The 22,781-nt window shown below is 51.7% G+C and carries 28 protein-coding genes, 1 tRNA gene and 1 other annotated feature; of the genes, 3 read left to right on the plus strand and 26 right to left on the minus strand.

What is annotated here, in order from left to right; genetic code table 11:
- Window positions 1-81 precede the first annotated feature (81 nt).
- From recN to FG166_RS06710, 14 genes are all read right to left on the minus strand, one after another.
- Window positions 82-1,776 (minus strand): DNA repair protein RecN, encoded by a 1,695-nt coding sequence (gene recN, locus FG166_RS06645; RefSeq protein ID WP_003683824.1) that lies wholly within the window; start codon window positions 1,774-1,776, stop codon window positions 82-84.
- 17 nt (window positions 1,777-1,793) lie between these two features.
- The gene (locus FG166_RS06650; RefSeq protein ID WP_003683822.1) at window positions 1,794-2,243 is read right to left on the minus strand and encodes an arginine repressor; all 450 of its coding nucleotides are present in this window, start codon (window positions 2,241-2,243) and stop codon (window positions 1,794-1,796) included.
- A gap of 13 nt (window positions 2,244-2,256) precedes the next feature.
- Window positions 2,257-3,072 (minus strand): TlyA family RNA methyltransferase, encoded by an 816-nt coding sequence (locus tag FG166_RS06655; protein ID WP_003683820.1) that lies wholly within the window; start codon window positions 3,070-3,072, stop codon window positions 2,257-2,259.
- 9 nt (window positions 3,073-3,081) lie between these two features.
- Window positions 3,082-3,957, minus strand: a complete 876-nt coding sequence (locus FG166_RS06660) for a polyprenyl synthetase family protein (RefSeq protein ID WP_003683815.1) — start codon at window positions 3,955-3,957, stop codon at window positions 3,082-3,084.
- A complete protein-coding gene (locus FG166_RS06665) occupies window positions 3,957-4,250 on the minus strand; it encodes an exodeoxyribonuclease VII small subunit (RefSeq protein ID WP_003683813.1) in 294 nt (97 codons plus the stop codon). Before FG166_RS06665 ends, FG166_RS06660 begins: the two co-directional genes overlap by 1 nt.
- A complete protein-coding gene (gene xseA / locus FG166_RS06670) occupies window positions 4,250-5,698 on the minus strand; it encodes an exodeoxyribonuclease VII large subunit (protein ID WP_003683812.1) in 1,449 nt (482 codons plus the stop codon). The genes FG166_RS06665 and xseA overlap by 1 nt, the downstream gene beginning before the upstream one ends.
- Entirely contained in the window at window positions 5,699-6,556 is an 858-nt protein-coding gene (gene folD / locus FG166_RS06675; RefSeq protein ID WP_003683810.1) for a bifunctional methylenetetrahydrofolate dehydrogenase/methenyltetrahydrofolate cyclohydrolase FolD, read from the minus strand. It abuts the gene before it with no gap.
- Between the two features lie 177 nt (window positions 6,557-6,733).
- A complete protein-coding gene (gene nusB / locus FG166_RS06680; RefSeq protein WP_003683805.1) occupies window positions 6,734-7,153 on the minus strand; it encodes a transcription antitermination factor NusB in 420 nt (139 codons plus the stop codon).
- Entirely contained in the window at window positions 7,153-7,593 is a 441-nt protein-coding gene (locus FG166_RS06685; protein ID WP_003683803.1) for an Asp23/Gls24 family envelope stress response protein, read from the minus strand. The genes nusB and FG166_RS06685 overlap by 1 nt, the downstream gene beginning before the upstream one ends.
- Window positions 7,594-7,683: 90 nt before the next feature.
- Window positions 7,684-8,760 carry a M24 family metallopeptidase gene (locus FG166_RS06690; RefSeq protein ID WP_024501048.1) on the minus strand — a complete coding sequence of 359 codons (1,077 nt, stop codon included), beginning with the start codon at window positions 8,758-8,760 and terminating at the stop codon, window positions 7,684-7,686.
- 85 nt (window positions 8,761-8,845) lie between these two features.
- Window positions 8,846-9,127, minus strand: a complete 282-nt coding sequence (rpmA, locus tag FG166_RS06695) for a 50S ribosomal protein L27 (protein WP_003683800.1) — start codon at window positions 9,125-9,127, stop codon at window positions 8,846-8,848.
- Window positions 9,128-9,150: 23 nt separating this feature from the next.
- The gene (locus tag FG166_RS06700) at window positions 9,151-9,474 is read right to left on the minus strand and encodes a ribosomal-processing cysteine protease Prp (RefSeq protein ID WP_003683798.1); all 324 of its coding nucleotides are present in this window, start codon (window positions 9,472-9,474) and stop codon (window positions 9,151-9,153) included.
- Window positions 9,475-9,486: 12 nt separating this feature from the next.
- Entirely contained in the window at window positions 9,487-9,795 is a 309-nt protein-coding gene (gene rplU, locus FG166_RS06705) for a 50S ribosomal protein L21 (RefSeq protein WP_003683797.1), read from the minus strand.
- Window positions 9,796-9,806: 11 nt separating this feature from the next.
- Window positions 9,807-9,877: a sequence feature (ribosomal protein L21 leader region), on the minus strand.
- An 81-nt stretch (window positions 9,878-9,958) separates the two neighbouring features.
- Window positions 9,959-10,600, minus strand: a complete 642-nt coding sequence (locus FG166_RS06710) for a TetR/AcrR family transcriptional regulator (protein WP_003683796.1) — start codon at window positions 10,598-10,600, stop codon at window positions 9,959-9,961.
- Between the two features lie 198 nt (window positions 10,601-10,798).
- On the opposite strand from FG166_RS06710, the gene FG166_RS06715 reads away from it, so the two are divergent.
- Window positions 10,799-10,872, plus strand: a tRNA-Arg gene (locus tag FG166_RS06715).
- A gap of 479 nt (window positions 10,873-11,351) precedes the next feature.
- Here FG166_RS06715 and FG166_RS06720 read toward each other — a convergent pair.
- The 3 genes from FG166_RS06720 to FG166_RS06730 are packed head-to-tail and all read right to left on the minus strand — an operon-like array spanning window position 11,352 to window position 13,723.
- On the minus strand, window positions 11,352-11,885 hold the full coding sequence (locus FG166_RS06720; protein WP_003683795.1) for a hypothetical protein: 534 nt from the start codon (window positions 11,883-11,885) through the stop codon (window positions 11,352-11,354).
- Window positions 11,878-12,837 (minus strand): hypothetical protein, encoded by a 960-nt coding sequence (locus tag FG166_RS06725; RefSeq protein WP_003683790.1) that lies wholly within the window; start codon window positions 12,835-12,837, stop codon window positions 11,878-11,880. The genes FG166_RS06720 and FG166_RS06725 overlap by 8 nt, the downstream gene beginning before the upstream one ends.
- The gene (locus FG166_RS06730) at window positions 12,830-13,723 is read right to left on the minus strand and encodes a hypothetical protein (protein ID WP_003683788.1); all 894 of its coding nucleotides are present in this window, start codon (window positions 13,721-13,723) and stop codon (window positions 12,830-12,832) included. The genes FG166_RS06725 and FG166_RS06730 overlap by 8 nt, the downstream gene beginning before the upstream one ends.
- Window positions 13,724-13,990: 267 nt before the next feature.
- On the opposite strand from FG166_RS06730, the gene FG166_RS09645 reads away from it, so the two are divergent.
- The gene (locus FG166_RS09645) at window positions 13,991-14,119 is read left to right on the plus strand and encodes a hypothetical protein (protein ID WP_012391461.1); all 129 of its coding nucleotides are present in this window, start codon (window positions 13,991-13,993) and stop codon (window positions 14,117-14,119) included.
- A gap of 173 nt (window positions 14,120-14,292) precedes the next feature.
- Here the strand turns inward: FG166_RS09645 and glnA are convergent, their stop codons facing one another.
- On the minus strand, window positions 14,293-15,645 hold the full coding sequence (glnA, locus tag FG166_RS06735; RefSeq protein ID WP_003683784.1) for a type I glutamate--ammonia ligase: 1,353 nt from the start codon (window positions 15,643-15,645) through the stop codon (window positions 14,293-14,295).
- Between the two features lie 198 nt (window positions 15,646-15,843).
- Window positions 15,844-16,767 (minus strand): tRNA (adenosine(37)-N6)-dimethylallyltransferase MiaA, encoded by a 924-nt coding sequence (gene miaA, locus FG166_RS06740; protein ID WP_003683781.1) that lies wholly within the window; start codon window positions 16,765-16,767, stop codon window positions 15,844-15,846.
- Window positions 16,768-16,865: 98 nt separating this feature from the next.
- On the opposite strand from miaA, the gene FG166_RS06745 reads away from it, so the two are divergent.
- The gene (locus tag FG166_RS06745) at window positions 16,866-17,042 is read left to right on the plus strand and encodes a DUF3042 family protein (RefSeq protein ID WP_003683779.1); all 177 of its coding nucleotides are present in this window, start codon (window positions 16,866-16,868) and stop codon (window positions 17,040-17,042) included.
- 179 nt (window positions 17,043-17,221) lie between these two features.
- Here the strand turns inward: FG166_RS06745 and FG166_RS06750 are convergent, their stop codons facing one another.
- The 7 genes from FG166_RS06750 to FG166_RS06780 all read right to left on the minus strand — a co-directional run bounded on the left by FG166_RS06750 (window position 17,222) and on the right by FG166_RS06780 (window position 22,701).
- Entirely contained in the window at window positions 17,222-17,641 is a 420-nt protein-coding gene (locus tag FG166_RS06750; RefSeq protein WP_003686239.1) for a rhodanese-like domain-containing protein, read from the minus strand.
- Between the two features lie 24 nt (window positions 17,642-17,665).
- Window positions 17,666-18,628 (minus strand): ROK family glucokinase, encoded by a 963-nt coding sequence (locus FG166_RS06755; protein WP_003683772.1) that lies wholly within the window; start codon window positions 18,626-18,628, stop codon window positions 17,666-17,668.
- 17 nt (window positions 18,629-18,645) lie between these two features.
- Window positions 18,646-18,882: a YqgQ family protein gene (locus tag FG166_RS06760; RefSeq protein WP_003683770.1), complete on the minus strand. Its 237-nt coding sequence runs from the start codon at window positions 18,880-18,882 to the stop codon at window positions 18,646-18,648.
- Window positions 18,879-19,544, minus strand: coding sequence for a rhomboid family intramembrane serine protease (locus FG166_RS06765; RefSeq protein ID WP_003683768.1), 666 nt, complete (start codon window positions 19,542-19,544; stop codon window positions 18,879-18,881). Before FG166_RS06765 ends, FG166_RS06760 begins: the two co-directional genes overlap by 4 nt.
- A gap of 2 nt (window positions 19,545-19,546) precedes the next feature.
- Window positions 19,547-20,101, minus strand: a complete 555-nt coding sequence (locus tag FG166_RS06770; RefSeq protein WP_003683766.1) for a 5-formyltetrahydrofolate cyclo-ligase — start codon at window positions 20,099-20,101, stop codon at window positions 19,547-19,549.
- A 223-nt stretch (window positions 20,102-20,324) separates the two neighbouring features.
- Entirely contained in the window at window positions 20,325-20,474 is a 150-nt protein-coding gene (rpmG, locus tag FG166_RS06775) for a 50S ribosomal protein L33 (protein WP_003683763.1), read from the minus strand.
- Window positions 20,475-20,616: 142 nt separating this feature from the next.
- Window positions 20,617-22,701, minus strand: a complete 2,085-nt coding sequence (locus tag FG166_RS06780; protein ID WP_014562543.1) for a peptidoglycan D,D-transpeptidase FtsI family protein — start codon at window positions 22,699-22,701, stop codon at window positions 20,617-20,619.
- Window positions 22,702-22,781 lie beyond the last annotated feature (80 nt).

A 22,781-nucleotide genomic window follows, 5' to 3' on the forward strand; every position in this document is an offset into this window, starting at 1 on the left:
ATACAAAAATACAAAAACGGCTAAGAGAAACCCTACTTTCTCTCAGCCGTTTTTTTGTTCACACCAAGGAGAACGGTCCCGTTAGTCCTGGGCCTTTTGCTTAGCCATCGTTAACAATTCCGACGCGTGCTCGCGAGCAAGCTTGGTGATCGTATCACCCGCCAGCATCCGGGCCAACTCTTCAACCCGTTGGTTAGTGTTTAACGGCGTTACGCTAGTCGTGGTCCGTTGGTCGTGCACCCGTTTTTGGATTAAGAGGTGGTGTTGGGCAACCGCCGCCACCTGTGGTAAGTGAGTAATGCAAAGGACCTGTGAGCCCTCGGCAATCAAGCGAATCTTATCAGCAATGGCTTGGGCGACCCGCCCGGAAACCCCGGTATCGACTTCGTCAAAGATGATGCTAGTAACCCCTTCGCCCTGGGCAAAGATCGTCTTTAAGGCCAGCATCACCCGGGAAAGTTCCCCCCCGGAGGCGATCCGGGCCAAGGGTCCCATTGCCTCACCAGGGTTGGTTTGAATGTAGAATTCAACCTGATCGATCCCGGTGGCAGAGAAGACCGGCTTCTTGGTTTTGGCAAAGTTCACTTCAAAAACCGCCTTATCCATGTACAGTTCCTTTAGTTGGGTGTGAACCTGCTTGGCTAATTTGCGGGCCGCCGTTTGCCGCACTTGACTCAGGGCGTTCCCTTGGTTTAACAAATCGGCCTGGACCGCATTTAACCGCTCTTCCAAATCGGAACCTGAATCGGCCGCGGCCTCCATATCGGTAAGCTCTTCTTTGATCTGGTCGTAGTACGCCAAAACGTCGGCTAAGCTTTCACCATACTTGTGCTCCAAGTCGGCAATCGTCGCTAAGCGGGCATTGATCGTGGCCAGTCGCTCCTCATCAAACTCGAGGCTATCCAACTGGTGGCCAGCTTGGTTGGCAACGTCTTGCAGTGAATAGTAGGCGTCGGAAAGGGACTGGGCCAGGTCATCGTATTCGGGATCGAAGGGCGCAATCTCTTGGGCTGCATTCATGATGGTGGCGACCTGGTCTAAGACCGGCGCCTCTTCGTCATCGTTCAACACCCCAACCACCTGCTGGAGGGTGGTGGCGATCTGTTGGAAGTGTTCCAGTCGCTCACGTTCGGCGATTAATTCATCTTCTTCGTCGGCCCGCAAGTCGGCGTCACCAATTTCTTTAACTTGGTAGCGCAACATGTCGAGGCGCTGGGCCCACTGTTGCTCGTTGGCCTTCTTTTGGTTAACCGCCGCCTCCAAACGCCGGTACTCTTGGTACTGCTCTTGGTACGACGCTAGTAGGGGCTGAACCTTAGCGTTAGCAAACTGGTCGAGCATTCCTAAGTGCGCCTCCGGGCGTAAGAGCAACTGGTGCTCATTTTGACCTTGGATATCAACCAGCCCGCTTCCTAATTGCTTAAGGGTGGCGGCGTTGACCAAGGTCCCGTTAACCCGGATCGTGTTCCGCCCGCTACGGTGGATTTCACGGGAAATAATCAAGGTCCCGTCGTCGTGGCTGATTCCTAGCTCATCTAATTTGGCGACGTAACCCGGCAGTTTGGGAATTTCAAACTGCCCTTGCAAGGAGAGCTTCTCTTCTCCCTTGCGGATGAACTCCTGGGACCCCCGTCCCCCGGCCAGTAGGCTAACGGCATCAATGATAATTGACTTTCCGGCCCCGGTTTCCCCGGTCAAGACCGTCATGTGGTCGTCAAACTCCAGGGATAGGTGGTCAATAATCGCCAAGTTGTCGATCGTTAACTCTTGTAACACACTCTTTCCCCCGCTTCCTAACGAAGACTATCAATCCGTTCTTCAAATTCCGCGGCGGCCGTTTGGGATTGGCAGACCACCAAAACGTTGGCGTCATCACCAATCGCCATAAAGACCTCCGGGAACTTAAGGGAATTGACTAACAGCGCCATTAACGGTCCGTGCCCCGGCTGCATAACCAACCCCACCATTCGGTCACTGCGCTTTAGCTCCACCAAGTTGCTCTTGATCGTCGCCGTCAGTTGCGCTTCTTTATCCTCTTGGTGATAGTTAGGGAGGCTGTAGTGGTAGCCGCCGTGGGTCGACGGCACCTTAATCAACTTCATTTCTTTGATATCCCGCGAAATCGTCGCTTGGGTAACCTGAATGCCCGCTTCCCCCAAAAGGCGGACCAAATCATCCTGACGCTCAACATCGTTTTCTTCAATGATTTGCTGAATTTGGCGTTGCCGATCGACCTTTTTCATTGCACGTTCCTCCTTAGCTATTTAACTCCGCGTACGCGGCGTCAATAACGTGGTTAATATCAATCTCGGGAGCAATTTGAGCGGGACCCGTAGCCAACTTAAGGTGCGCCAAGAATTCGACGTTCCCTTGCCCCCCCTTAATCGGTGAGTAGTCCAGTCCTAAGACATCAAAGCCATCCGCGGCCATGAAGGACAAAACCCGCGTCAAAACCTCCTCGTGAACCTTACGCTCGCGAATGATCCCATGTTTTCCGACGTGTTCCTTACCGGCTTCAAACTGGGGCTTGATCAGCGCCACCACTTCGCCACCGGGGGTGAGGATCTGAGCCAGCGGGGGTAGGATCATCGACAGTGAAATGAAGGAGACGTCAATTGACGCAAACTCCGGCTGCCCCGCCGTAAAGTCCTCTTTTTTCGAGTAGCGGAAGTTGGTTTGTTCCATCACCACCACCCGGGGGTCATCCCGCAGCTGCCACACTAACTGGTTGGTCCCCACGTCAAGGGCGTAGGAGCGCTTAGCCCCGTTTTGCAACATGACGTCGGTAAAGCCCCCCGTCGAACTCCCAATGTCTAAGACCACCTTGTTTTCAACGCTGATCTTAAATACTTGGAGGGCCTTAGCAAGCTTCAGTCCCCCCCGTGACACGTAGGGCATCTTCTTGCCCTTCATGTGTAAGGTAGTGGTGACGGGAATCTTTTGCCCCGGTTTATCGAGGCGCTCGTTGTTGAGCCCCAAAATTTCGCCGGCCATTACCGCCCGCTTGGCTTGTTCACGCGAATCAAACAATCCCTGTTTGACTAAGAGAATGTCCACCCGTTCTTTTTCCATATTTTACCCCTAGATGCGATAGTACGCTAAAAAATCATCCAAAATTACAGTCTCTTTACCAGTCAGGCGCCCCAGTTCGGCCGCGGCGCCCCGGGCGGTGGTTAAGGCCGCCTCTAATTCCCCTTTGGCCCCCGCTAAGCCTAACAAGCCCGGGTAGGTGTTTTTTTGCTCAGCTTGGTCCTTATGGGTCGCCTTGCCCATTTCCGCCGTGGTCGCCGTCACATCTAAGATGTCATCGTAGATCTGAAAGGCCAACCCGTAAGCTTCGCCAAAGGTGGTTAAGCAATCAAGCACCGCCGTTTCTTGTTCCGCAATCAAGCCCCCGGCTAAAACAGCGTAGCGCAAGAGGGCGCCCGTCTTTTGCCGGTGAAGCTTCTTTAACTGGGCCAAGGATAACTCCTGGCCGGTGGCTGACACATCGGTGGCTTGTCCCGCTACCATCCCGGCTGGCCCCGCCGCCTTAGCTAATTCTTGAACCAGCCGCAAGCGAACTGGCGCTTTTAACTGGTTATCACTAACCCACTCAAAGGCGAGGGTTAATAACCCGTCCCCAGCCAAGGTGGCTACCCCCGGGCCATAAACCCGGTGGTTAGTTGGCTTCCCGCGACGAAGGTCATCGTTATCCATGGCTGGTAAATCGTCGTGGATTAACGAGTAGGTGTGGATCAGCTCCAAAGCACAAGCCGCCCGCACCAAGTCGTCATCAATGGTCTTTCCCAGCAGTTCGGCAACCGCAATCGTTAGGGTGGGCCGTAGTCGCTTGCCCCCTGCTAACAGGGAATAGGCCATACTCTTTTCCAGGAGCGGCTGATCGCAAGCGCCGGCTAGGTGGGTCGCCAAGTAGTCATCAACCACAGCCACTAGTTCTTGTAACTGCCGTGCCATTAGAAAACGTCCCCATCCAAGAATTGCGACTTGTAGCCCTGGTTTTGCACCCCGTTATTTGAAACGTCATCGCCCTTTTCTTCGGCCGGGTGCAGCTGCCCATTTTCGTCCATCATCTGGGCTAGGGTCGTTTCGGCTTCATTAAGTTGCCCCTTCAGGTCGTTAGAAAGGGTCATCCCCTCCTTAAATAGTTCAATCGAGTCGTTAAGCGACACGTTGCCTTGTTGGAGCTTGGTGACGATTTCTTGTAGTTTCGCTAGTTGTTCTTCAAAGCTCTTTGGTTGACTTGCCATTAGTTGTTCCCCTTTTCAATTTTGGTAACCGTTACTTGGGCTTGGCCCTGTTCAAACTTAACCGTCGCCTCGTCACCAACCGCCAGTTGGTCAACGCCCGCCACCACTTGTTCATCCTTGGTGACCAAAGCAAAGCCACGCCCTAACACCTTGAGCGGACTCAGGGCATCCAGCTGCTTTATTAACGTGTCTAAGCGTTGCGCTTGCCCCCGTTGGTAGTTTTGGGTGGCCTGAAGTAGCAAGTTAGTTGAAGCCCGGCGCCCCTCTTCTAAGCGAATCAAGCGGCCCCGCTCTTCTTCCAAGTGCCCGCGCATTCCGGCACGTAGGCCCTGTTGCAACCGGGCTAATTGCATCTGTTGCTTAGCTAGCTGGGCCCGCGGCGAGTGATGCTCCAAGCTGGTTTGCAGCTCTTGAACCCGCCGGCTCCTGGACGCTAGCAGTAACCGGGCCCCGCTCTGCAGTCGGCCAGTTAGTTCATCGACTTGTTGGACCTGGCGTTCGTACAAGCGCTCAGGTTGCTTCAAAAAGTAGCTTTCGGTCAGGGCCAAGAGGCGTTGTTTTAGGTTCGCCAGTTGGCTCTTTTCGGCGGTATACAGCAGGGTTTGTTCCCTTTCCACTTCGGCAATGACGTCGGCCAGGGGCCACTTGGTCACCGCCTCGGCCGCAGCCGTTGGGGTCGCCGTCCGTACGTCGGCCACCAAATCGGTAATGGTCGTGTCGGTCTCGTGGCCAATCGAAGAAATTACCGGTAGGTTGGCCTGGTTGATCGCCCGGGCCACCACCTCTTCGTTAAACGGCCACAGGTCCTCTAAAGAACCACCCCCGCGGGCCACAATCACGGCATCGTAATCGTTAGCGTCGCTGACCCGCTTAATCTGGGCGGCGATCTCACCGGCCGCTTGTTCCCCTTGCACCCGGGTCGGGTAAAAAACAAGTTGAACTAGGCGGTTACGGCGCCGGACGGTGGTAATGATGTCGTGCTTGACGGCCGCATCGTTAGACGTTACCACCGCGATCCGCTTGGGGAAGGGGCGCACCGTTTTTTTCGGTCGGTCAAAGAGCCCCTCTTGGCGCAGTTTCTTGTACAACTGCTCAAACTGCACCTGCAGGGTCCCGACCCCGGTCACTTCCATCGCCTCGGCGTAGAGTTGGTAATTACCACGGGCTTCGTAGACGGACAGGCGTCCCCGAATGATCACCCGCATCCCGTTTTCCGGCGTGAACTTAACCTTGGCAAAGGCACTTTGAAACATCACCACGGAAAGCTGGAACTTCCCATCGGCTTGATCGTCTTTTAAGGAGAAGTACTGGTGGGTTTTACGCAGGCGAAAGTCGGTCAACTGCCCAACCACGTAAACGTTACGGTTCAGGTAGGGATCGGCATCAAACTTGCGCTTCACGTACTTGGTAAGTTGGGCCACCGTTAAACAGTTCTTCTCCGCGATCATTTATTCTTCACTCCACTCTGCTAAGTCTACGGTTTGGGCCATCAAGCTAGCGATCGTCATTGGTCCCACCCCTCCCGGTACCGGGGTAATCAGGCTAGCCTTTTCCTTCACGTTTTCAAAGTCAACGTCTCCGCACAGGCTACCATCTTCTAAGCGGTTAATCCCCACGTCAATCACCACGGCGCCCTCTTTGACGTCTTGGGCCTTAACGAACTGGGGGTGACCAATCGCCACGATTAAGATGTCGGCGTGCCGCATGTAAAATTCTTCGTCCTTGGTGTGGGCCGACAGCATCGTTACCGTTGCGTTCCGGTTCTGCAAGAGTGATTGCATCGGCTTGCCGACCAGGATCGAACGTCCCATTACCACCACGTCCTTGCCATCCAGGTCAACGTTATAGTGATCAAGCATCTTTAACACCCCACGTGGCGTACAAGAGACCGGGTATCGCTTGTCGGGATCGTCATTATAGAGCCGGCCAACGTTATAAGGGTGGAAACCATCCACGTCCTTTTCCGGAATAATCGCGTTGTCGAGCGCTTTTTCATCGAAGTGCTTCGGTAAGGGCGATTGGACCAAGATGGCGTGAATACTCGGGTCGTTGTTTAACTCCTGTACACAGGCCATAACCTCTTCTTGGCTGGCATCGGCCGGGAAGGTCTTTAACACCGACTTCATCCCGAGCTTTTCGGCCTTGCGGTGCTTGTTGCGGGTGTAGATGGCGCTAGCCGGGTCATCACCGACTAAGATCACGGCGATTCCCGGGGTGATCCCCCGCTTTTTTAACGCCGCTACCCGAGTCGCAGTTTCTTCGTTTAGCTGCTTGGCTAATTGCTTGCCGTCAATTAATTCTACCATGGTAAATGGTTCCTCCCTCACTGTGGTTACTTTCTGGTTAATGTTCGGATTATGATGTGAGATTAACAACCAACTCCCACCAAAGTTCCGTTTTTACCATGGACTGATTTTAACACGCCCAACCAGTGCTTGAAAATAAGAAAAGGGCGCCTTGCTAATCGCTTGGCTCCCCTCTCCCTAGTTACTAGTGGTTTTCGGCCCCCCAATGTGGCCCAACACCCCGTTGATAAACTTACGCGATTTATCATCGCTAAATTTCTTCGTCATTTCCAGGGCTTCATCAATGGCCACGGCCACTGGGACGTCATCAACGTACTTCATTTCGTAAAGGGCCAAGCGTAGGATGATTAAGTTCGGCTTTTCCACCCGCGAAAGGCTCCAACCCGCCGCTAGTGAGCCTTCAATCTCTTGGTCAAACTCGGCTTGGTGTTCACTAACCCCAGTTACCAGCTCTTCCAAGTAGGCCGGCACCTCTTCTTGAGGAGCGAGGGGAAGGAGCTCCTTGTATAATTGCTCCCGGTCAACCTCTGGGTCCGAGGCCATGGCAAACAAGGTCTGGAAGGCCACTTCCCGGATTTTGCGTCGTTTAAAAGTCACTAATCTTCACCATCTTCACTTTCTTCTTGTCCGAATAAATTATCAGGGTCGACAACCTGTTCTTCTTTTGGCGTTACCACCCCTTGAACGTGAACGTTGACTTCGCTCACCGTCAAGTCGGTCATCAGGGCCACTTGTTGGGTAACCTTATCCTGGATTTCAGCCGCCACTTTCGGTAGTTGGGCACCATAATCGAGGTAAACGTCGACGTCAATGGCCAGGGTTTGGTCGTCCTTGTTGAACAACTTAACCCCCCGGCGCCGGTCGGAGCGACCCAGCAGTTCCCCAACGTTGTTTGCTAAGGAACCGTGCATCTTAGAAACCCCATCAATCTCATTGGCCGCAATCCCGGCAATGATTTCGATAACCCGGGGGGCAATTTGGATCTTGCCCAAGGACTGGTCGTCACTATTTAAAATAATCGTTGAATCTTCAGCCATCGGTTTGGCCTCCTATCTACATTAAATCGGGCACGCCACGCATGCGTTATCTTTTACATTTTGCACTATTCATGGGCAAATTGCAAATTCTCACCCAATCACAAACAGGCCGGTGGGGGCCTTAGTTAACACTTCCGCGCCCATGTGGGTCACCAAAACATCATTTTCAATCCGAATCCCGCCAACTCCCGGCAGGTAAACCCCCGGTTCGACAGTCACCACCTCGTTGTTACGGAACTTATAGCGGTTAGTGGCCGGGCCAAAGGAATCCGGAAACTCGTGGACCGCCATTCCAATCCCGTGACCCATCCCGTGGTTGAAGTAGTCGCCATACCCGGCGTCTTCTAAGGGTTTGCGCCCTAACATATCCGCTTCGTTACCCGTCATCCCCACCTTAAGTTGGCTAATGACGTTCTTTTGGGCGGCGTCGATCAGGTGGTGGAGCTCAACCAGGCGTTGGTCAAGCTGACCCACGGCGAAGGTCCGGGTCATATCGGCCGTGTAGCCATCTACGAAGTAGCCAAAGTCTAGGGTCACCAAGTCCCCTTCCTTTAAGTGGCGGGCCGAAACGGTAGCGTGCGGCTTAGCCGAATTCGGGCCACTGGCTAAGATGGTTGGAAACGAAGCCCGGCTGGCCCCGTTTTTTTTCATCCAGTAGTCTAGCTCCAGGGCTAGCTCTCGTTCACTCATTCCCGGGTGGGCAATCGACAAGAGGTAGTTGTAACCCCGGTCGTGGAGTTGCGTAGCCTTACGCAGTTTTTCAACCTCGCCAGCGTCCTTGACCCGGCGCATCTTTTCCACCACCCGGTCAAAGGGCACGATGGCGGCTTCCATCAGGTCGTCCAACCGTTCAAAGGTCCGGTAACTAAGGGTGTCTTCAAAGCCGAGCACCGACACCTTCATTCCCTTACAAATCTTATTTAGATCCCCCCAGTAATCCTGGGTGATCGTTGCGACCACTTCATCTGATTTAAACTCCCGTAAGGCTTCTTGGTAGCGGCTATCCGTAATAATCACGGCGTCGGTGTTGGTAACTAACAGCCCCCCGTCCCCCTGTTCTAGGTCAAAGCCAGTTAGGTAGCGGAGGTTCGTTTTATCGGTCACCAAAAACGCATCAATGTATTGCTTTTCGAAGCCGGCCCGGAGTCGTTCAATTCTTGTCTTCATATTGGCCCCTTCCTGAGCGCTATAACTAATTTTGTTTAAAAACATAAAAAAACCGCAAGCAAATTGCTTACGGTCTATTATGAGCTTATTCAGCCACTGGGTAAACGGAAACCTTACGCTTGTCCCGGCCAAGGCGTTCGAACTTAACAACGCCGTCAACCAGTGCAAACAAGGTGTCGTCGTTACCGCGACCAACGTTTTCACCTGGGTTGATGTGGGTACCGCGTTGACGGTAAAGAATTGAACCGGCAGTAACTACGGAACCATCAGCAGCCTTAGTACCAAGACGCCGACCGGCGGAGTTACGACCGTTGGCAGTGGAACCGCCCCCCTTGTGGTGGGAGAAGAATTGAAGATCCATAATCATAGTTGTTCACCTCCAGCAAAAGATTAATAAAACATTTTAACCTCAAGGAATTCTCCGTAGCGCTCTTGAAGATCCATAAGGCCACTCGCAAAGACTCGGAGAATTAATTGAGCATCGTGACCCTGATCAATGTAGGTAACCTCGAGGTACCCCCCATTGGCCACATCCTGGGTAACGGTGGCTTCTTTTTTCAGCACCCGTTCCAAACCATTTACAGTGGTAATTGTCAGAGCCGAGACCGCGGCACACACAATATCTTGCCCATCAGGACCAGATTCAGCGTGCCCGGTCATCTTAAACGATGTAATTTTCTGATCCGGCGTCACCGTAAATGAGACTCGAATCATTTTAACACCTCATTAAGCGTTGATCGCGTCGATCGTTACCTTCGTGTACGGTTGACGGTGACCTTGCTTAGTGTGGGTGTGCTTCTTTGGCTTGTACTTGAAGGTTACGACCTTCTTTTCCTTGCCTTGCTTGTCAACAGTTCCTTCAACAGAAGCGCCGTCAACAAATGGCGTGCCGATCTTAGTGTCGTCACCGCCTACGAAGACAACCTTGTCAAAGGTAACCTTGTCACCTGCTTGAGCATCGAGCTTTTCAACGTAGATTGCTTGACCTGCTTCTACCTTGTATTGCTTGCCACCAGTTACGATAATTGCGTACATTCTGTGCACCTCCTTAAATTAAGACTCGCCAAGACGAGTAGCGAATGCTTTTAAACTCGCCATCGTGCGGTTGTAGTTGTGGGGTCACAAATACAACGTTTTGATTTTACCAAAGAACCGCCCCTTCGTCAACTCAATAACGAAAAGGCGGTCCCAATTTTATTTAAATTTCTAAGCCGTTATGGGTTTGAAAATCCAAGAAGGAGATAATCAACAGGTGACTGCTAGCAAAGTTGTTGAGCATCTTCTCCAAGCTGCTGGTCATGTAACGTGGTGTGTAGATTAACCCCCCATCCAACCAGCGGATGATCAACCCCAACAGCGCCGAGGTAATAAAGGCGACCTGGATCCGCAGGGGAACGTCAATTTCCTCTAGGTCGGTCCCGAGCCCCTTGGCGTAATTGGTAATTACTTCGGTTAGCCGGTTATACAACTGTTGGTAGAAGTAACGGTTTTGTTGGCCACTCAACAAGACCGTAAAGACATCGGCATTTTTCTTGATATAAGAAAAGGTCTCGCTAACGCTCATGGTCTGCAAAATCTTACCGTCAGTGACTTCACGGGGGGTCCCCTTCTCCAAGACGTGTTCAAAGAGCTGGTCGATAATCCCATTCATCGCCGCTTCGACAAAGTCCTGCTTATCCCGGTAGTGGAGATAAAAGGTCCCCCGTGTGATATTGGCGGTCTTCGTGATTTTTTGGACGGAAATATTTTCCAGCTTTTCGTGTTGCATCAGGTAAACTAATGCCCGGCGTAAGTTTGTTTGGGTCTTAACAACCCGTGGATCTTGTTTAATGACTGTCATCTTACCGAACCCCCATTCAAGAACCTTGACACTAGCTGGTGTCTTTGATATAAAACGTACCTTCTCTATCCCTTACTCCCTATTATATGTTCATTACAAACCGTCGTCAAACGCTTACTTGAAATACTTGACTATTATTATGGTGGTTTCTGATCGTGATTGACAAGTTCCGGTCCGCTCTTTATACTAAGATGGTCCGGGACGGTAGCTCAACCGGATAGAGCATTGGTCTTCTAAACCAAAGGTTGTGGGTTCGATTCCCACCCGTCTCATCAGCATTAATTTAAAACGGTAACGTTACACTTTCAGCTCCTTGCCCCCGTGGTAAGGAGCTGAATTTTTTCTATCTCTTACCTGCACACTCCCGCAGCGCTGGTTCACCGTAAGATCAAGGATAACGACTAATTCATCTTCGATCGGTTATATTATAACTTTTTTCATCGAATAACTTGCAAATAGCCGGCGATTAAATTCTTTATTTCAAATAAATTAATCCAATGTAACAAAAAGTTTACAAAGCTATTGCATTTTTTGCAAAATGGGCAATAATAAGGATAGGCAATGTTTATGGGGGTGAAAAGATGCTACCGTTCTTTATCATTGTGTTAATTCTTTCTTTATCTGTAGCAGGTCAAATTTACTTTGGCAATCCATCTCGAAGCCACCCCGTTGGAAAACATTTCCAACGAAAAGCATAGTCTTTGCTCTCACTCAAAAAGGGAAACCGTTCGCTCGCGGTTTCCCTTTTTAGTTAGTTTGTTTTGGCAATGGTTCTTTCAGCCCGTTGGATTAGTTGTTGATGGGCGGCCATGATTTGGTCAGCCGAAACGCCGAGGTCCACCAGCCCCAGCTTCAAGAGCAAGTGCCAGGCGTGACGGAAGTCTTCTTGGCGGTGGCTGAAGTAACTGCCCAAGGTAAAGTTTTTGATGGCCAAGTACTCCTTGTTGAGATCCGCTACCTTGGTGGCCGGCTTGACCGCTAACAAACGGGTGAAGGCCTGGTCATCTAAAACTACCAAATGCGTCCATTGCTTACGCGCCGCCATCAGCAGGGCCGCGTGGAGAACCTTGGTGTACTGGCCGGCTAGGTCGGTAGCTGCTGGTTTTTCACCCTCATCGTACACCCGGCTCCAACCAACTAGGTTTGCTAGCTTGGCCAGCTCAATGTCGAGGGTGGTGACAACGTTAGCTAAGCGTGCCTCAGGACCCAGCATGACGTCCTTTGCTTCAAAGAGGCGGTTGTCAGTTGCGATGACGTCCTGCAGTAAAACGGTGATGTTAAGCATCTTCTAAGGGCGCCTCCTCTTTTACCTGGGCCCGGGGTGCAAAATGGGTGGTTTGAATGGCCAACGCTGCGCGGTTCTTTAAGTACCAGTCCCGCACAATCGGGTAGTGTAACAAAATACCGAAGAACGAGGAACGCTCATTTTCGTCCAGAACCCTAAAGCCCCACTGCTGGCTGTAATCCTCGGGATCAAAGCCCAGTTGCAGTTTGATACCGCGGTCTAAGTTCAGCTGGGCACCGTTATTTTGGGGCAGACTCATCAAGAAGTAATCCGTCTCGGTTGTATCGATGAAGAGCTTGTCGATTACGGCCATATCGAGGTCTGGTTTTTGTAAGCCAAAGACGGTCTGGTTGCTCGTCGAAAGCATCCCGAGGTCAATCCGAAAGTCTAAGCGGTCTTTTAACAGCTTTGCAAAGGAAATTAGCGGTGCCAAGGCCTCTTCTAAGTCCAAGTCGTTATAGTTGTTGACCTGCTTAACAATAAAGAAGTCGACCAGGGCCTGGTTTGAAAAGTTCAATAACCGGTTCTCCAGGTCAATGTAAAAGAGTGGTTCGTGGTGACGCTGGTCGGCGAAAAAGGCCCCCGCATGCTCATTGGCTGGCTCAAACTTAAAGGTTAAACCCTCTTCTAGTGGTTGAATGTTCGCTTGTAAGGCGTGGTTGTGTTGGCTAATCGCCACCCCGTTGATGGCGTTTAGCTCCAGCATGCGACTCATAAACAAGAGGTAGTAATCAGCCGGTTGGTAGTGTTGGGGGAATTTCACGAAGGCGTTGGTCAAGTTTAAGTTGACTAACTCCTCGGTTGCCGACAACAGATCCTGGGGTTCATTGGTTTCCACCAATTCGTTTAAGAGGTCCACGTAGCGTTTCCCCACTAACAAACCATCCTTTAAAGAAGCTGACAAGGCCCGCACCTTATCGGTGGCCGTGGAAACAATTTGGCTGTTACTCATTGTTACTCCCCCGCTTTCCCTCGTCACTGGCCCCGCTACTCAGGCTAGCTAAATAGTTGGCATACAGGCTCCGGTTGGCTAACTCAAAGTCTTCAAAGGAGCCAAAGACGTCGTTAATCGACTTTTGCTCGTAGGAAAGGATCGTGTTTTCCTTGGACAAGTCGAGTATCGTGCGTTCGTTTTGCTTAATGTTTTCCGCCGCCGTCCGCGCCTCTTGATCGAGGTCTTCGAGGTGAGCAATCTCTTCGACAATCGACTCCCGGCTCTCCCGGTTGCGGCTGGATTCAAAGATCCCGCTACGGGCGGTGATGTCTTTTAGTTCCTCTTGCAATTCGGCCCGCCGCTGTTCGCGAGTCGTCGCATCGTCAATTAAGGATTGTAGCCGTTCGTTTTCCTTGGACAATTCCCCGATCCGCTTGCTGTTGTAACGCTTGCCGGCTTGGGACAGCTTGAAAGCCTGGGCGAGCTTATCGTATTCTTCTCGGTTAAAGATGAAGCGAATGTTTAACACGTCCAGCTCCCCGAACTGGCGGCGGTCCCACCAGTTCCCAAAGTAAACCCGGTAGTGGCCGGTCTGGTATTCTTCATAGTAAAAGAAGGGGTAGGCCTTGCCGAGGTATTTAATCAGGTTGCTGCTTAAGTAGTTGCTGAGTTGGTCAGCCAAGTTATCCACTAGGTTCATCACCCGCGAGTCGTTTGGTTGCTGCTCACGGTGTTCGATTTCGGCAGCGTAGCGCTGGTTATCGAGCAGCTGGTAGACCTGGCAGTCATCATGATCCGCAATGGCGTTTTGTAACTGTTGCAGATAATCAATTTTGGTCGCAATCTGACCGTTAATCACTTCTCCAATGCTAACGGCGCCGTGCTGTTGTTCTTCATTCGCCATATGAGTTTCTCCTTATCATGGTTATAGCTTTATCTTAGCTAATTTCCGCCCTTTTTTAAAGTCAGTTCACCATTAATTCTAATCCGCTTCGCCAAACGGTCTGAAACAAGGCGCACTGGCCCAACTAAAAGGGGTTCTCGCCGGTCCGATATCAAAATAATTATCAAAGTAGCTTGCAAGTTATTCAATTCGCTCTATAATAATCGTATTCAGTACTTTACAAATGTAGAGTATTGAATGGCTAATTCGAAAAGAGGCGAATAATCAATGGCACTTAGCAAGCAAGAACGTAAGGAAATGGCCAGAAAGGCGATGGAAAAGCGTGGGAGCAAGAAGCCAGATGGCTCTGGTTTTGCCCGGATTGACGCTGACGCGAAGAAGTTAGAAAACGAATAATTGCTTAAAAAAGCTCCCGCCACAACCGGCGGGAGCTTTTTTACTATTATACGGGGGCAATAACCGCAGACCTAGTGCCTAAGCAAGCCGAAGAACGGTGCGTGACGCACCAACCGTTCATTCGATCTTACATACGGCCTGCCGAGTAGGTTATTTCCCACTCTCAGTCGTGTTTAGTATTCGCTCATGTACTTGTCTTGTTCCCACTTGGAAACGGATTGGCGGTAGCCTTCGTATTCCAAGCTCTTAGCCTCATTAAAGGAGCGGTAGAGGTGGTCACCTAAGGCCGCCTTAATCACGTCGTCTTGGGCCAGGCTCTTCAAGGCGTTGTGCAGGGTGTCTGGTAAGTCGTGGATCCCCTTGGCTTGCCGTTCTGCTTCGGTCATAGCGTAGATGTTTTCGTCAACGCTGTCAGCCGGCTTTAAACCACGCTTCAAACCGTCCAGCCCAGCGGCTAAGATGGCAGCAATGGCCAGGTACGGGTTAGCGGACGGGTCAACGGACCGCAATTCCAGCCGGGTCCCCATCCCACGCTCGCTTGGAATCCGGACCATTGGGGAACGGTTAGAGGCAGACCAAGCAACGTAAACTGGTGCTTCATAGCCCGGAACCAGGCGCTTGTAAGAGTTGACGATCGGGTTGCAGACCGCCGTCACACTACGGGCGTGGTCCATCACCCCAGCCAAGAATTGGTATGCGGTTTGCGAAAGTTGAACCTTGTCTTGTTCGTCGTAGAAGGAGTTGACTACCTTGCCGCCTTCTTCTTTAAACAAGGACATGTTCATGTGCATCCCGTTCCCGTTGATGCCGGCCAGTGGCTTTGGCATGAAGGTGGCGTGGAAGCCGTACTTCTTGGCGATCGTCTTCACCACTAACTTGAAGATTTGGATGTTGTCGGCCGCTTCTAAGGCGTCGGAGTACTTGAAGTCAACTTCGTGTTGGCCCGGTGCAACTTCGTGGTGGGCAGCTTCAACGTTGTAACCCATGGATTCCAGGGCCAAAACGATGTCGCGACGGCAGTCTTCACCCTTATCAGCTGGTTCCAGGTCAAAGTAGTTTTCTTGGTCGTTAACCTTGGTGGTCGTGTTGCCGTTTTCGTCGGTTTCAAAAAGGAAGAATTCTGGTTCTGGACCGATGTTGAAAGCAGAGAAGCCGGCGTCGTTCATTTCCTTGATGACGCGCTTTAAGTTGTTACGTGGGTCCCCAGCAAATGGCGTCCCGTCCGTCAGGTGAACGGAGCAGATCACTTGGGCAACCTTACCGTGTTCTGCCCCCCATGGGAAGACCAGCCAGGTCGACATGTCCGGGTACAGGTACATGTCACTTTCTTCGATGCGAACAAACCCATCGATCGAGGAGCCGTCAAACATCACCTTGTTTGCTAATAATTTGTCAAGTTGGCTAATCGGTAAGTCAACACTCTTCATCGTGCCAAAGAGGTCTGAGAAGGTCACCCGCAAAAAGCGAACATTTTCCTCCTTAACCAGGGCGTGTACTTCGTCATTCGTGTAAACATGTTTTGCCATTGTCTGCTATTCCTTCCTCTGTATCATCAAGTAACATCGCCGATCATTAGGCGATTGGTCTAGGTCATATCCTTAACCGCCGCCGCCGTTATTGATCGGCTTTTTTAAATCGATGGATCAATAATAACAACCCCACCCGTTAAAATCAATCGATTCTCGCTGGTTTGAAAAGAGAATGGATTGCTAAGCGCTTTCACTTTACTTTTTTAACCAACCGTTAATCAAGGCTTCAATTTCTTCAGTCGTGTTTTGCTGGCTGACCAGATCAAACCAGTGGACCGTCATTTGGTTGCGAAACCAGGTCAATTGACGCTTGGCGTAGTGGCGCGAATCAAGCTTGATCTTTTCTAGCGCTTCTTGGCGGCTAACCGTCCCCGCAAAGTAGGGGAACAGCTCCCGGTAGCCAATTCCCTTGCCGGCCTGTTCGTTTTCGCCCCCCTGGTCATATAACCACTTTGCCTCTTCAAGGAGCCCGTTGGCGACCATTTGATCCACCCGCTGGTTAATTCGCTGGTATAAGACGGGGCGTTGCGTGGTCAACCCAATGATCAAGAAGTCGTTTTTAGCCGGTGGTTGGGGTTGGGTGGAAAAGAGTGCACCCGTCTTTTCAATCACTTCCAGGGCCCGAATCACCCGCCGTAAGTTCGCCACCGGAATCTTAGCGGCCGCCGCGGGGTCGCGCTCGTTTAGCTGCTCCCAAACAAATTGCTTGCCCCGCTCGGTCGCAATTTGGTGCCAGTGATCCCGAATCGCCGCCGATTCCTGATCGAACTGGTCGCGGCCCAGGGCCAAGTTTTCAACCAGGGCCTGAAGGTAAAAGCCGGTCCCACCAACCACCAATGGCAAATGCCCCCGGTCTGCAATTTGGTCAATCTCACGCTCAGCGGCGACCTTAAAATCAGCCACCGAAAAGCGGTCGTGAATGTCTTTTACGTCGATCAAGTGGTGCGGAACCAAGCTCCGTTCTTCCGTCGTCGCCTTGGCGGTCCCAATGTCTAGGCCCCGGTAAACTTGCATCGAGTCACCAGAAATCACCTCCCCACCAAACTTTTGGGCCACCCGAAGTGACAGGGCGGTCTTGCCCACCGCCGTCGGGCCCACAATTGCCACTACCTTTGCCATCGCTGATCCCTCTTTCTTTGATTAATCTAGATTTAACTGGTAAAGCCCCTTCAAATCTTGCATAATGATGTTAATTAGAATTGAAGGGGGTATTTTTGATGAAGCACTTTACGCGTGGTTTCTTCTTTGGTAGCTTAACGACCCTCGGTGCGATCGTCAGTGGGGCACTTGCCTTCCACAAGACCGTGATCAAGCCGATTGAAGAAGAAGAAACCAAGTTCGATGAAAACCGCCGTTCTGCTACCCGCAAGAACCGTTCGGCACACCAATTGTAAAATTAAAAGGGGAACGTCGCAATGCAACGTCCCCCTTTTAATTTTCGACGGTTACACAGATAACGTGGAAACCAACCGCAGGCCTAGTGCCTAAGTACGGGCGGAGAACAGTACGTACCGTACTAACCCCGCCCTAGCTAAGTCATACGACCTGCATAGGAGGTTGTTTCCCACTTCTCTTAATCAATGTACTTGGCCTTTTTAGTCTTCCCTTCCCAGCGAACGTAGCCATCCTTTAAGATGTACAGTTGCTTGAAGCCGTGCTTGTTCAAGTACACCGCCGCTTGGGTTGACACCGTCATCCCTTCATCGTAGAGGTAAATTGGCATATCGGCACGAAGGTCGACCCCTTGCTGGCGAAGCAGGGCGTAGGGAACACTGCGGGCGCCTAGAATGTGGCCCCGGTCGAACTGATCCTTTGGCCGTAAATCAATCACCTGGGCACGGCGAAGTCCCGCTTGGAATTCCTCTTGGCTGAGGACCGTTGCGTAATGGCGCCGGCGCCATGCACCAAGGCCCCAGACCCCGACCCAGACAATCAACAAGACCAAGATAACAATGTTTAACATCATCAGACCAGAACTAACTGCTAAAACCACGATTCAATCCCCCACTAACATTTTTTATGCAAACCGGCGTGCCAAGGAAGCCGCCCCGATCACCCCAGCGTCGTTACCTAATTCGGCTAACTTAAGTTGGGTCGTCGTCCGAACGGTTGGGAAGGCAAATTCTTGGAAGTTCTTTTCCACCCGCTTGAGCAAGAAGTCACCGGCAGCGGAAACCCCACCACCGATTACCAGGAATTCTGGGTTCAAGGCGTCGGCTAAGTTAGCGCATGCCAGACCCAGGTAGAAGGCCACTTGGTTAACAACTTCGTTACCTAAGAAGTCGTTTTCCTTGGCCAGGTCAAAGACGATCTTAGAGGTAATTTCATCCCCGTTATCGATCATCGCCTTCAAGCGAGAATTACCTTCGTATTCTTCCGCCTTGTCTTGGGCAATGTGAACCACCCCGGTTGCCGAAGCGTATTGTTCTAAGCAACCGTGGTTCCCACAGGTACAAAGGTAACCGTTCGGTTGAACGATCATGTGGCCAACTTCACCACCGGCACCCAGCCCGTGGATCAATTCACCATTGGCGATCAAGCCACCACCGACCCCGGTCCCCAGGGTGATGAAGGCCACGTCGTCACCATCGTTACCGGCACCCTTCCAGCGTTCACCGAGGGCCGCTACGTTGGCGTCGTTGTCCAGGGCAAACTTCAGGCCGGTACCTTCTTCGATTTGGTCCTTGACGTTTTGCGTCGTCTTCCAGTTCAGGTTGTAAGCACCCTTAACGGTCCCCTTTGCCAGGTCGATCGTCCCGGGCGTCCCCATCCCGATCCCGATGAATTGATCCTTACTCATCTTGTAAAGGTCGATGTGGTGGTTGATGGAGTCAATAATGTCCGGCACAATGTGGGAACCTTCATCCAAAATGTTAGTCCGAAGTGACCACTTTTCTTGGATTTCCCCTTCAGCCGTCAGGATAGCGAACTTAATCGTCGTCCCACCTAAGTCAACACCAATCAGCTTCTTGTTCGTCATAATGAATAATCCCTCTTCTAATTTAAGTATTTACCTTCCGGATGCTCTTCTTCGAGACGGTGTTCCTTTCGTAAAACCAGCTTGGCTTTCATGTACACATCCCGCTCTAAAACGCCGGCTTGGTATAAGTTGTCGAGTTCAATTGCCATCAGTTCAATGTCCCACAAGCGTTTACCAACGTACACGAAGACGTTGAACTGCTTTAAGAGTTGCTGAACATCGTACAGGGTGCGGAGCTGTTCAATCCGTTTCATCCCTGGAAAAACACCACCTTACCCAGTAGTACAAACCCTAACACTAATATCGTGCCACCAAGAAACCGTTTTCGCAAGTGGATTTCCCCTAAAGTAGGAACCCCCACGAGCGCGCACGCTAAAAAGCCGCCGACCAGTCCCCCCAAGTGACCAAAAATATCAATCCCGGGTGCAATCAAGTCGTAAACCAGGTTGATAATCACCAAGATCAGGTACTGGCGCGCTAAACCCCGTAGCGCTGGGTACTGGCGAAATTCGCTTCCCATAAAGAGGAAGGCCCCGAAAAGGCCAAAGATCCCCGTTGAAGCCCCCGCCGAAATGGTTACCGGATGAACGGCGACGCTAACCAAGTTACCCATCAAGATGCTCACCAAGTAAATCACGGCCATCCGCAAATGACCAGTCAATTCCTCAATGGTCCGTCCTAAGTAGTAGAGGACCATCATGTTTAAAAAGAGGTGGGTGAGCCCGATGTGCAAAAAGGCAGCGGTGAACACGCGCCACCATTGTCCAGCCCTAACAAAGGGACCATAATTCGCCCCCAGGTTAAGGAGGGTGGCCGAATTAGTGGCCCCGCCGGCTAGTTCTTCGAGTAGGTAGACAAGTACACACACACCCACCAAACAGCAGGTTAGCGGCGCTTGTTGAATGGCCTTTTTCACTTTTAATCACCACTTGGGGTCAGCACTTTGTTCACCGTGATGTCAAACGGGTCAGCTTCCCATTCATCTTCCGCGGCTACTTGAGTGTTTAAGGCAAGGGAGATGGTTGCTCCCTGGTAGTTGGCTAAGTAGCGGTCGTAATAGCCCCCCCCAAAGCCCAGGCGCTTCCCAGTCGTGGTGAAGGCCACGCCAGGAACCACCATCAAATCAATCTCTTCGGCGGGAATGACGGTCCCGTCCACCGGTTCTAACACCCCGAAGCTCGTTTCTTCAAAGGTGGTATCTTCGTCGATGGCCACGAACTCCATTTGCCGATGGGGAAGTGTTCGTGGCACCACAACCGTTTGACCTTTATGCCGGGCGTGCAGGATCAGCGGGGCGGTGTCAACTTCAAAGGATTGACTAAGCGTTATCGCCACCGTTTTAGCGCTAACCCATTCCGGTTGGTCGTATAACCTACTTACCAGCCGCCTTTCTTCTCGAACGCGCGTGTTCAGATCCAGTTGCTGGAGCCGGGCAATGTAAGCCTTGCGCATCTCTTTTTTTGTATACGTCATCTCAAATCTCTCTCCTTTGTCAAACGTTTACAAAGATCTATTATCACAGTTTCCCCCAGGGGACGCAAGCGTTTTTCCCGATTTTGATTGATCGCGGTAATAAAAAATAGGTGTAAAAAAACGCTGGTCCCCACTAGCTAGTTTGGTTCTTTCAGGTTAGACAGAAAACGTGGGGAATAAAAAAACGCGACCGATAAATATCGATCGCGCATGAAGCGAAGAACTACTTCGTTTCGCGGTGTAAGACCACCTTGTGTTCCCGTGGGCAGTACTTGTTTAATTCAAGACGGTCGGGATTGTTACGACGGTTCTTGCTGGTTAAGTAAGTCCGTTCGTGGCATGAGGTGCATTCTAAAGTAATGTTTACACGCATCGTGTTGTGCCTCCAAACTTTGTAATTTTATTAAACGGTGTTGTGCTTCACTGGCACAACCCTAACTTGTACAACTATATCATCAATCGGCCGGTTTGGCTAGCCCTTTTGTTAAGGATTTTTCCTTGACAGAGCTTCACCCCTATTCGCTGCTGGACGAGTTTTGGACGTCCTTCCAGTAGGCGGCAAAGATTTCCTTAGCCATCGTGATGTTGGCACCACTGTTCGAATTGGTTACCCCCGGAATGGCCAGGGCCACTACGACTTGCGGGTTATCCGACGGGGAGTAACCGGCAAAGGACAGGGTGGTCGTCGCCGTGGTACCGTAGTAGGTTTCGGCCGTCCCGGTCTTCCCGGAGATTGACGGCGTTTCGCTCTTAAGCGAGGAGGCGGTTACGTACGGGCTCGTCCCGTGGGTAACCAGGTAGAGCCCCTCTTTAACCACGTTAAAGGCCGCCTTACTTGCCGGAATCACTTGTTGGACCTGTGGCTGAGTGGTGTACTTAACCGCCCCCAGGCTCCCGTTGGACTTAGTCCCCCGAATCTGGGAAACCACGTACGGCTTCATCCGGTAACCACCGTTGGCAATCGTCGACATGTACTGGGCTAACTGCAGGACCGTGTACTCATCGTAGTTCCCAAACGATTCGTCCAGGGCCGACCCAATGTGGGACTGAGTTGACGGCCCCTCGTAGCCGGCCGATTCGCCCGGAATGTCGATCCCGGTCTTTTGGCCCAGGCCAAACATGTTGAAGTAGTAACGTAACTTCTTAAAGATCGATGGCTTCAGGGTGATTTGGGCACCGGAGTAGTATTTCATGCCCCCTTCTTTCATCGCCAATTGCATCATGTAGGAGTTAGAAGAAACTTCTAGGGCGGTGGAGGCGGTCAGGGAAGTGTTGGCCGACCCGGTCTTGTTGAACCAGGAGGCCTTAGCCGACGTCCCGGCCACCTTGATTGGCATATCGGTCAAGGTGTTGTTAGACGGGGTAATCACCCCGTCCATCATGGCCCCGAGGACCATGGCCCCCTTAACAACGGACCCCATCGTGATCGGGTGGTTGATTCCCCCCACTTCATCGACGGTCTGCTTCCCGGTCGTTGGGTCACGATCAATTCCGGCCATGGCGTAAATCGCCCCGGTGTTGGGGTTCATCACCACGGCGTAAACCCCCGTTGAATACCCATTACCGGCTGACGAGTAGTTCTTGGTCAAGATCGATTGGACCTGCTTTTGGAACTTAGCGTTGATCGTCAAGACCAGGTTGTCGCCCTTCGAACCGGCGTACTTAAGGACCGACTTCGCCACCGTCGAGCCATTGGAGGTCACTTCGGTCTGCGACTTGGAACCCGCCAGAGTCGACTGGTATTCCTTTTCAATGTAGGATTGACCCACCGAATCGTTACGGGAATACCCCTGGGAAAGCAGGGTGTTGATCTCATCGGACGGCAGCCCCGAGGTCGTCACCGTCCCGGTCATCGTCTGGAAGTTCTTCCCCTGCGGGTAGTTTCGCGTCCAGGCGGTCCCGATCTTCACCCCCGGCATCGAGCTCAAGTGTTCCCCGACCTCGGCCAATTCCTTTGAGGTCACGCCGGTTTCCTTGATGTAGGTCGTGGAAAGCGAGTAGGCCCCGGTCATCGTAGCGTAAATCATCGCCTTGTTCTTTTGCGAACTGGTTAGCTTGTACTGGCTCGGGTGGGCGTTGAGGTACTTGAGCACCTTGTTGTACTGACTGGTTGAGATCGTATCGGCGGTGACATCCTTGGCCAGCCCCGCCTTTTTGATCATCCGGTTTAAGTTATCGTCATTAGCCAGGAAGTAATCCTGTTTGTTTCTCGTCGTTAACTTCTCCGTTGACACCGTCAGGTACTTGCCCAACTGGTTGGCGATCTTGTACATATCGGCGTCGGTAACGTCAGACCCCTTAGTGTAGGTAATGGCTTGGTGAGCCTGGTTTCCTACGATCACCTTGCCAGTGGAATCATAGATCATCCCCCGCTGAACGTTGTTGGTTTGAACGGTCGTATCCGATTCTTTAACATCCGCCTTATAGGTTGCCCCGTTTAAAATCTGCAGGTAAAACAACCGAATGGCAAGCATCAAGAGGAGCAGACCCACGATCCAAAGCAACAAGTTTAACCGGAAGGGAATGACCGACTGGGCACTCCGGTTCTTGTTTTGTGTCCGCGGGCCAAGGATCCTCTTAAAGCGTTTAAAAAAATTCACTGCAAAACTCTCCTTAGCCAAAATTAGTACTTATTTTAGCAACTCCGGCAAACCCTTTGCCGGTCTAACTACTAGATGAT

It is taken from the genome of Limosilactobacillus fermentum (assembly GCF_013394085.1).
In the GTDB taxonomy this organism is placed as follows: Bacteria; Bacillota; Bacilli; order Lactobacillales; family Lactobacillaceae; genus Limosilactobacillus; species Limosilactobacillus fermentum.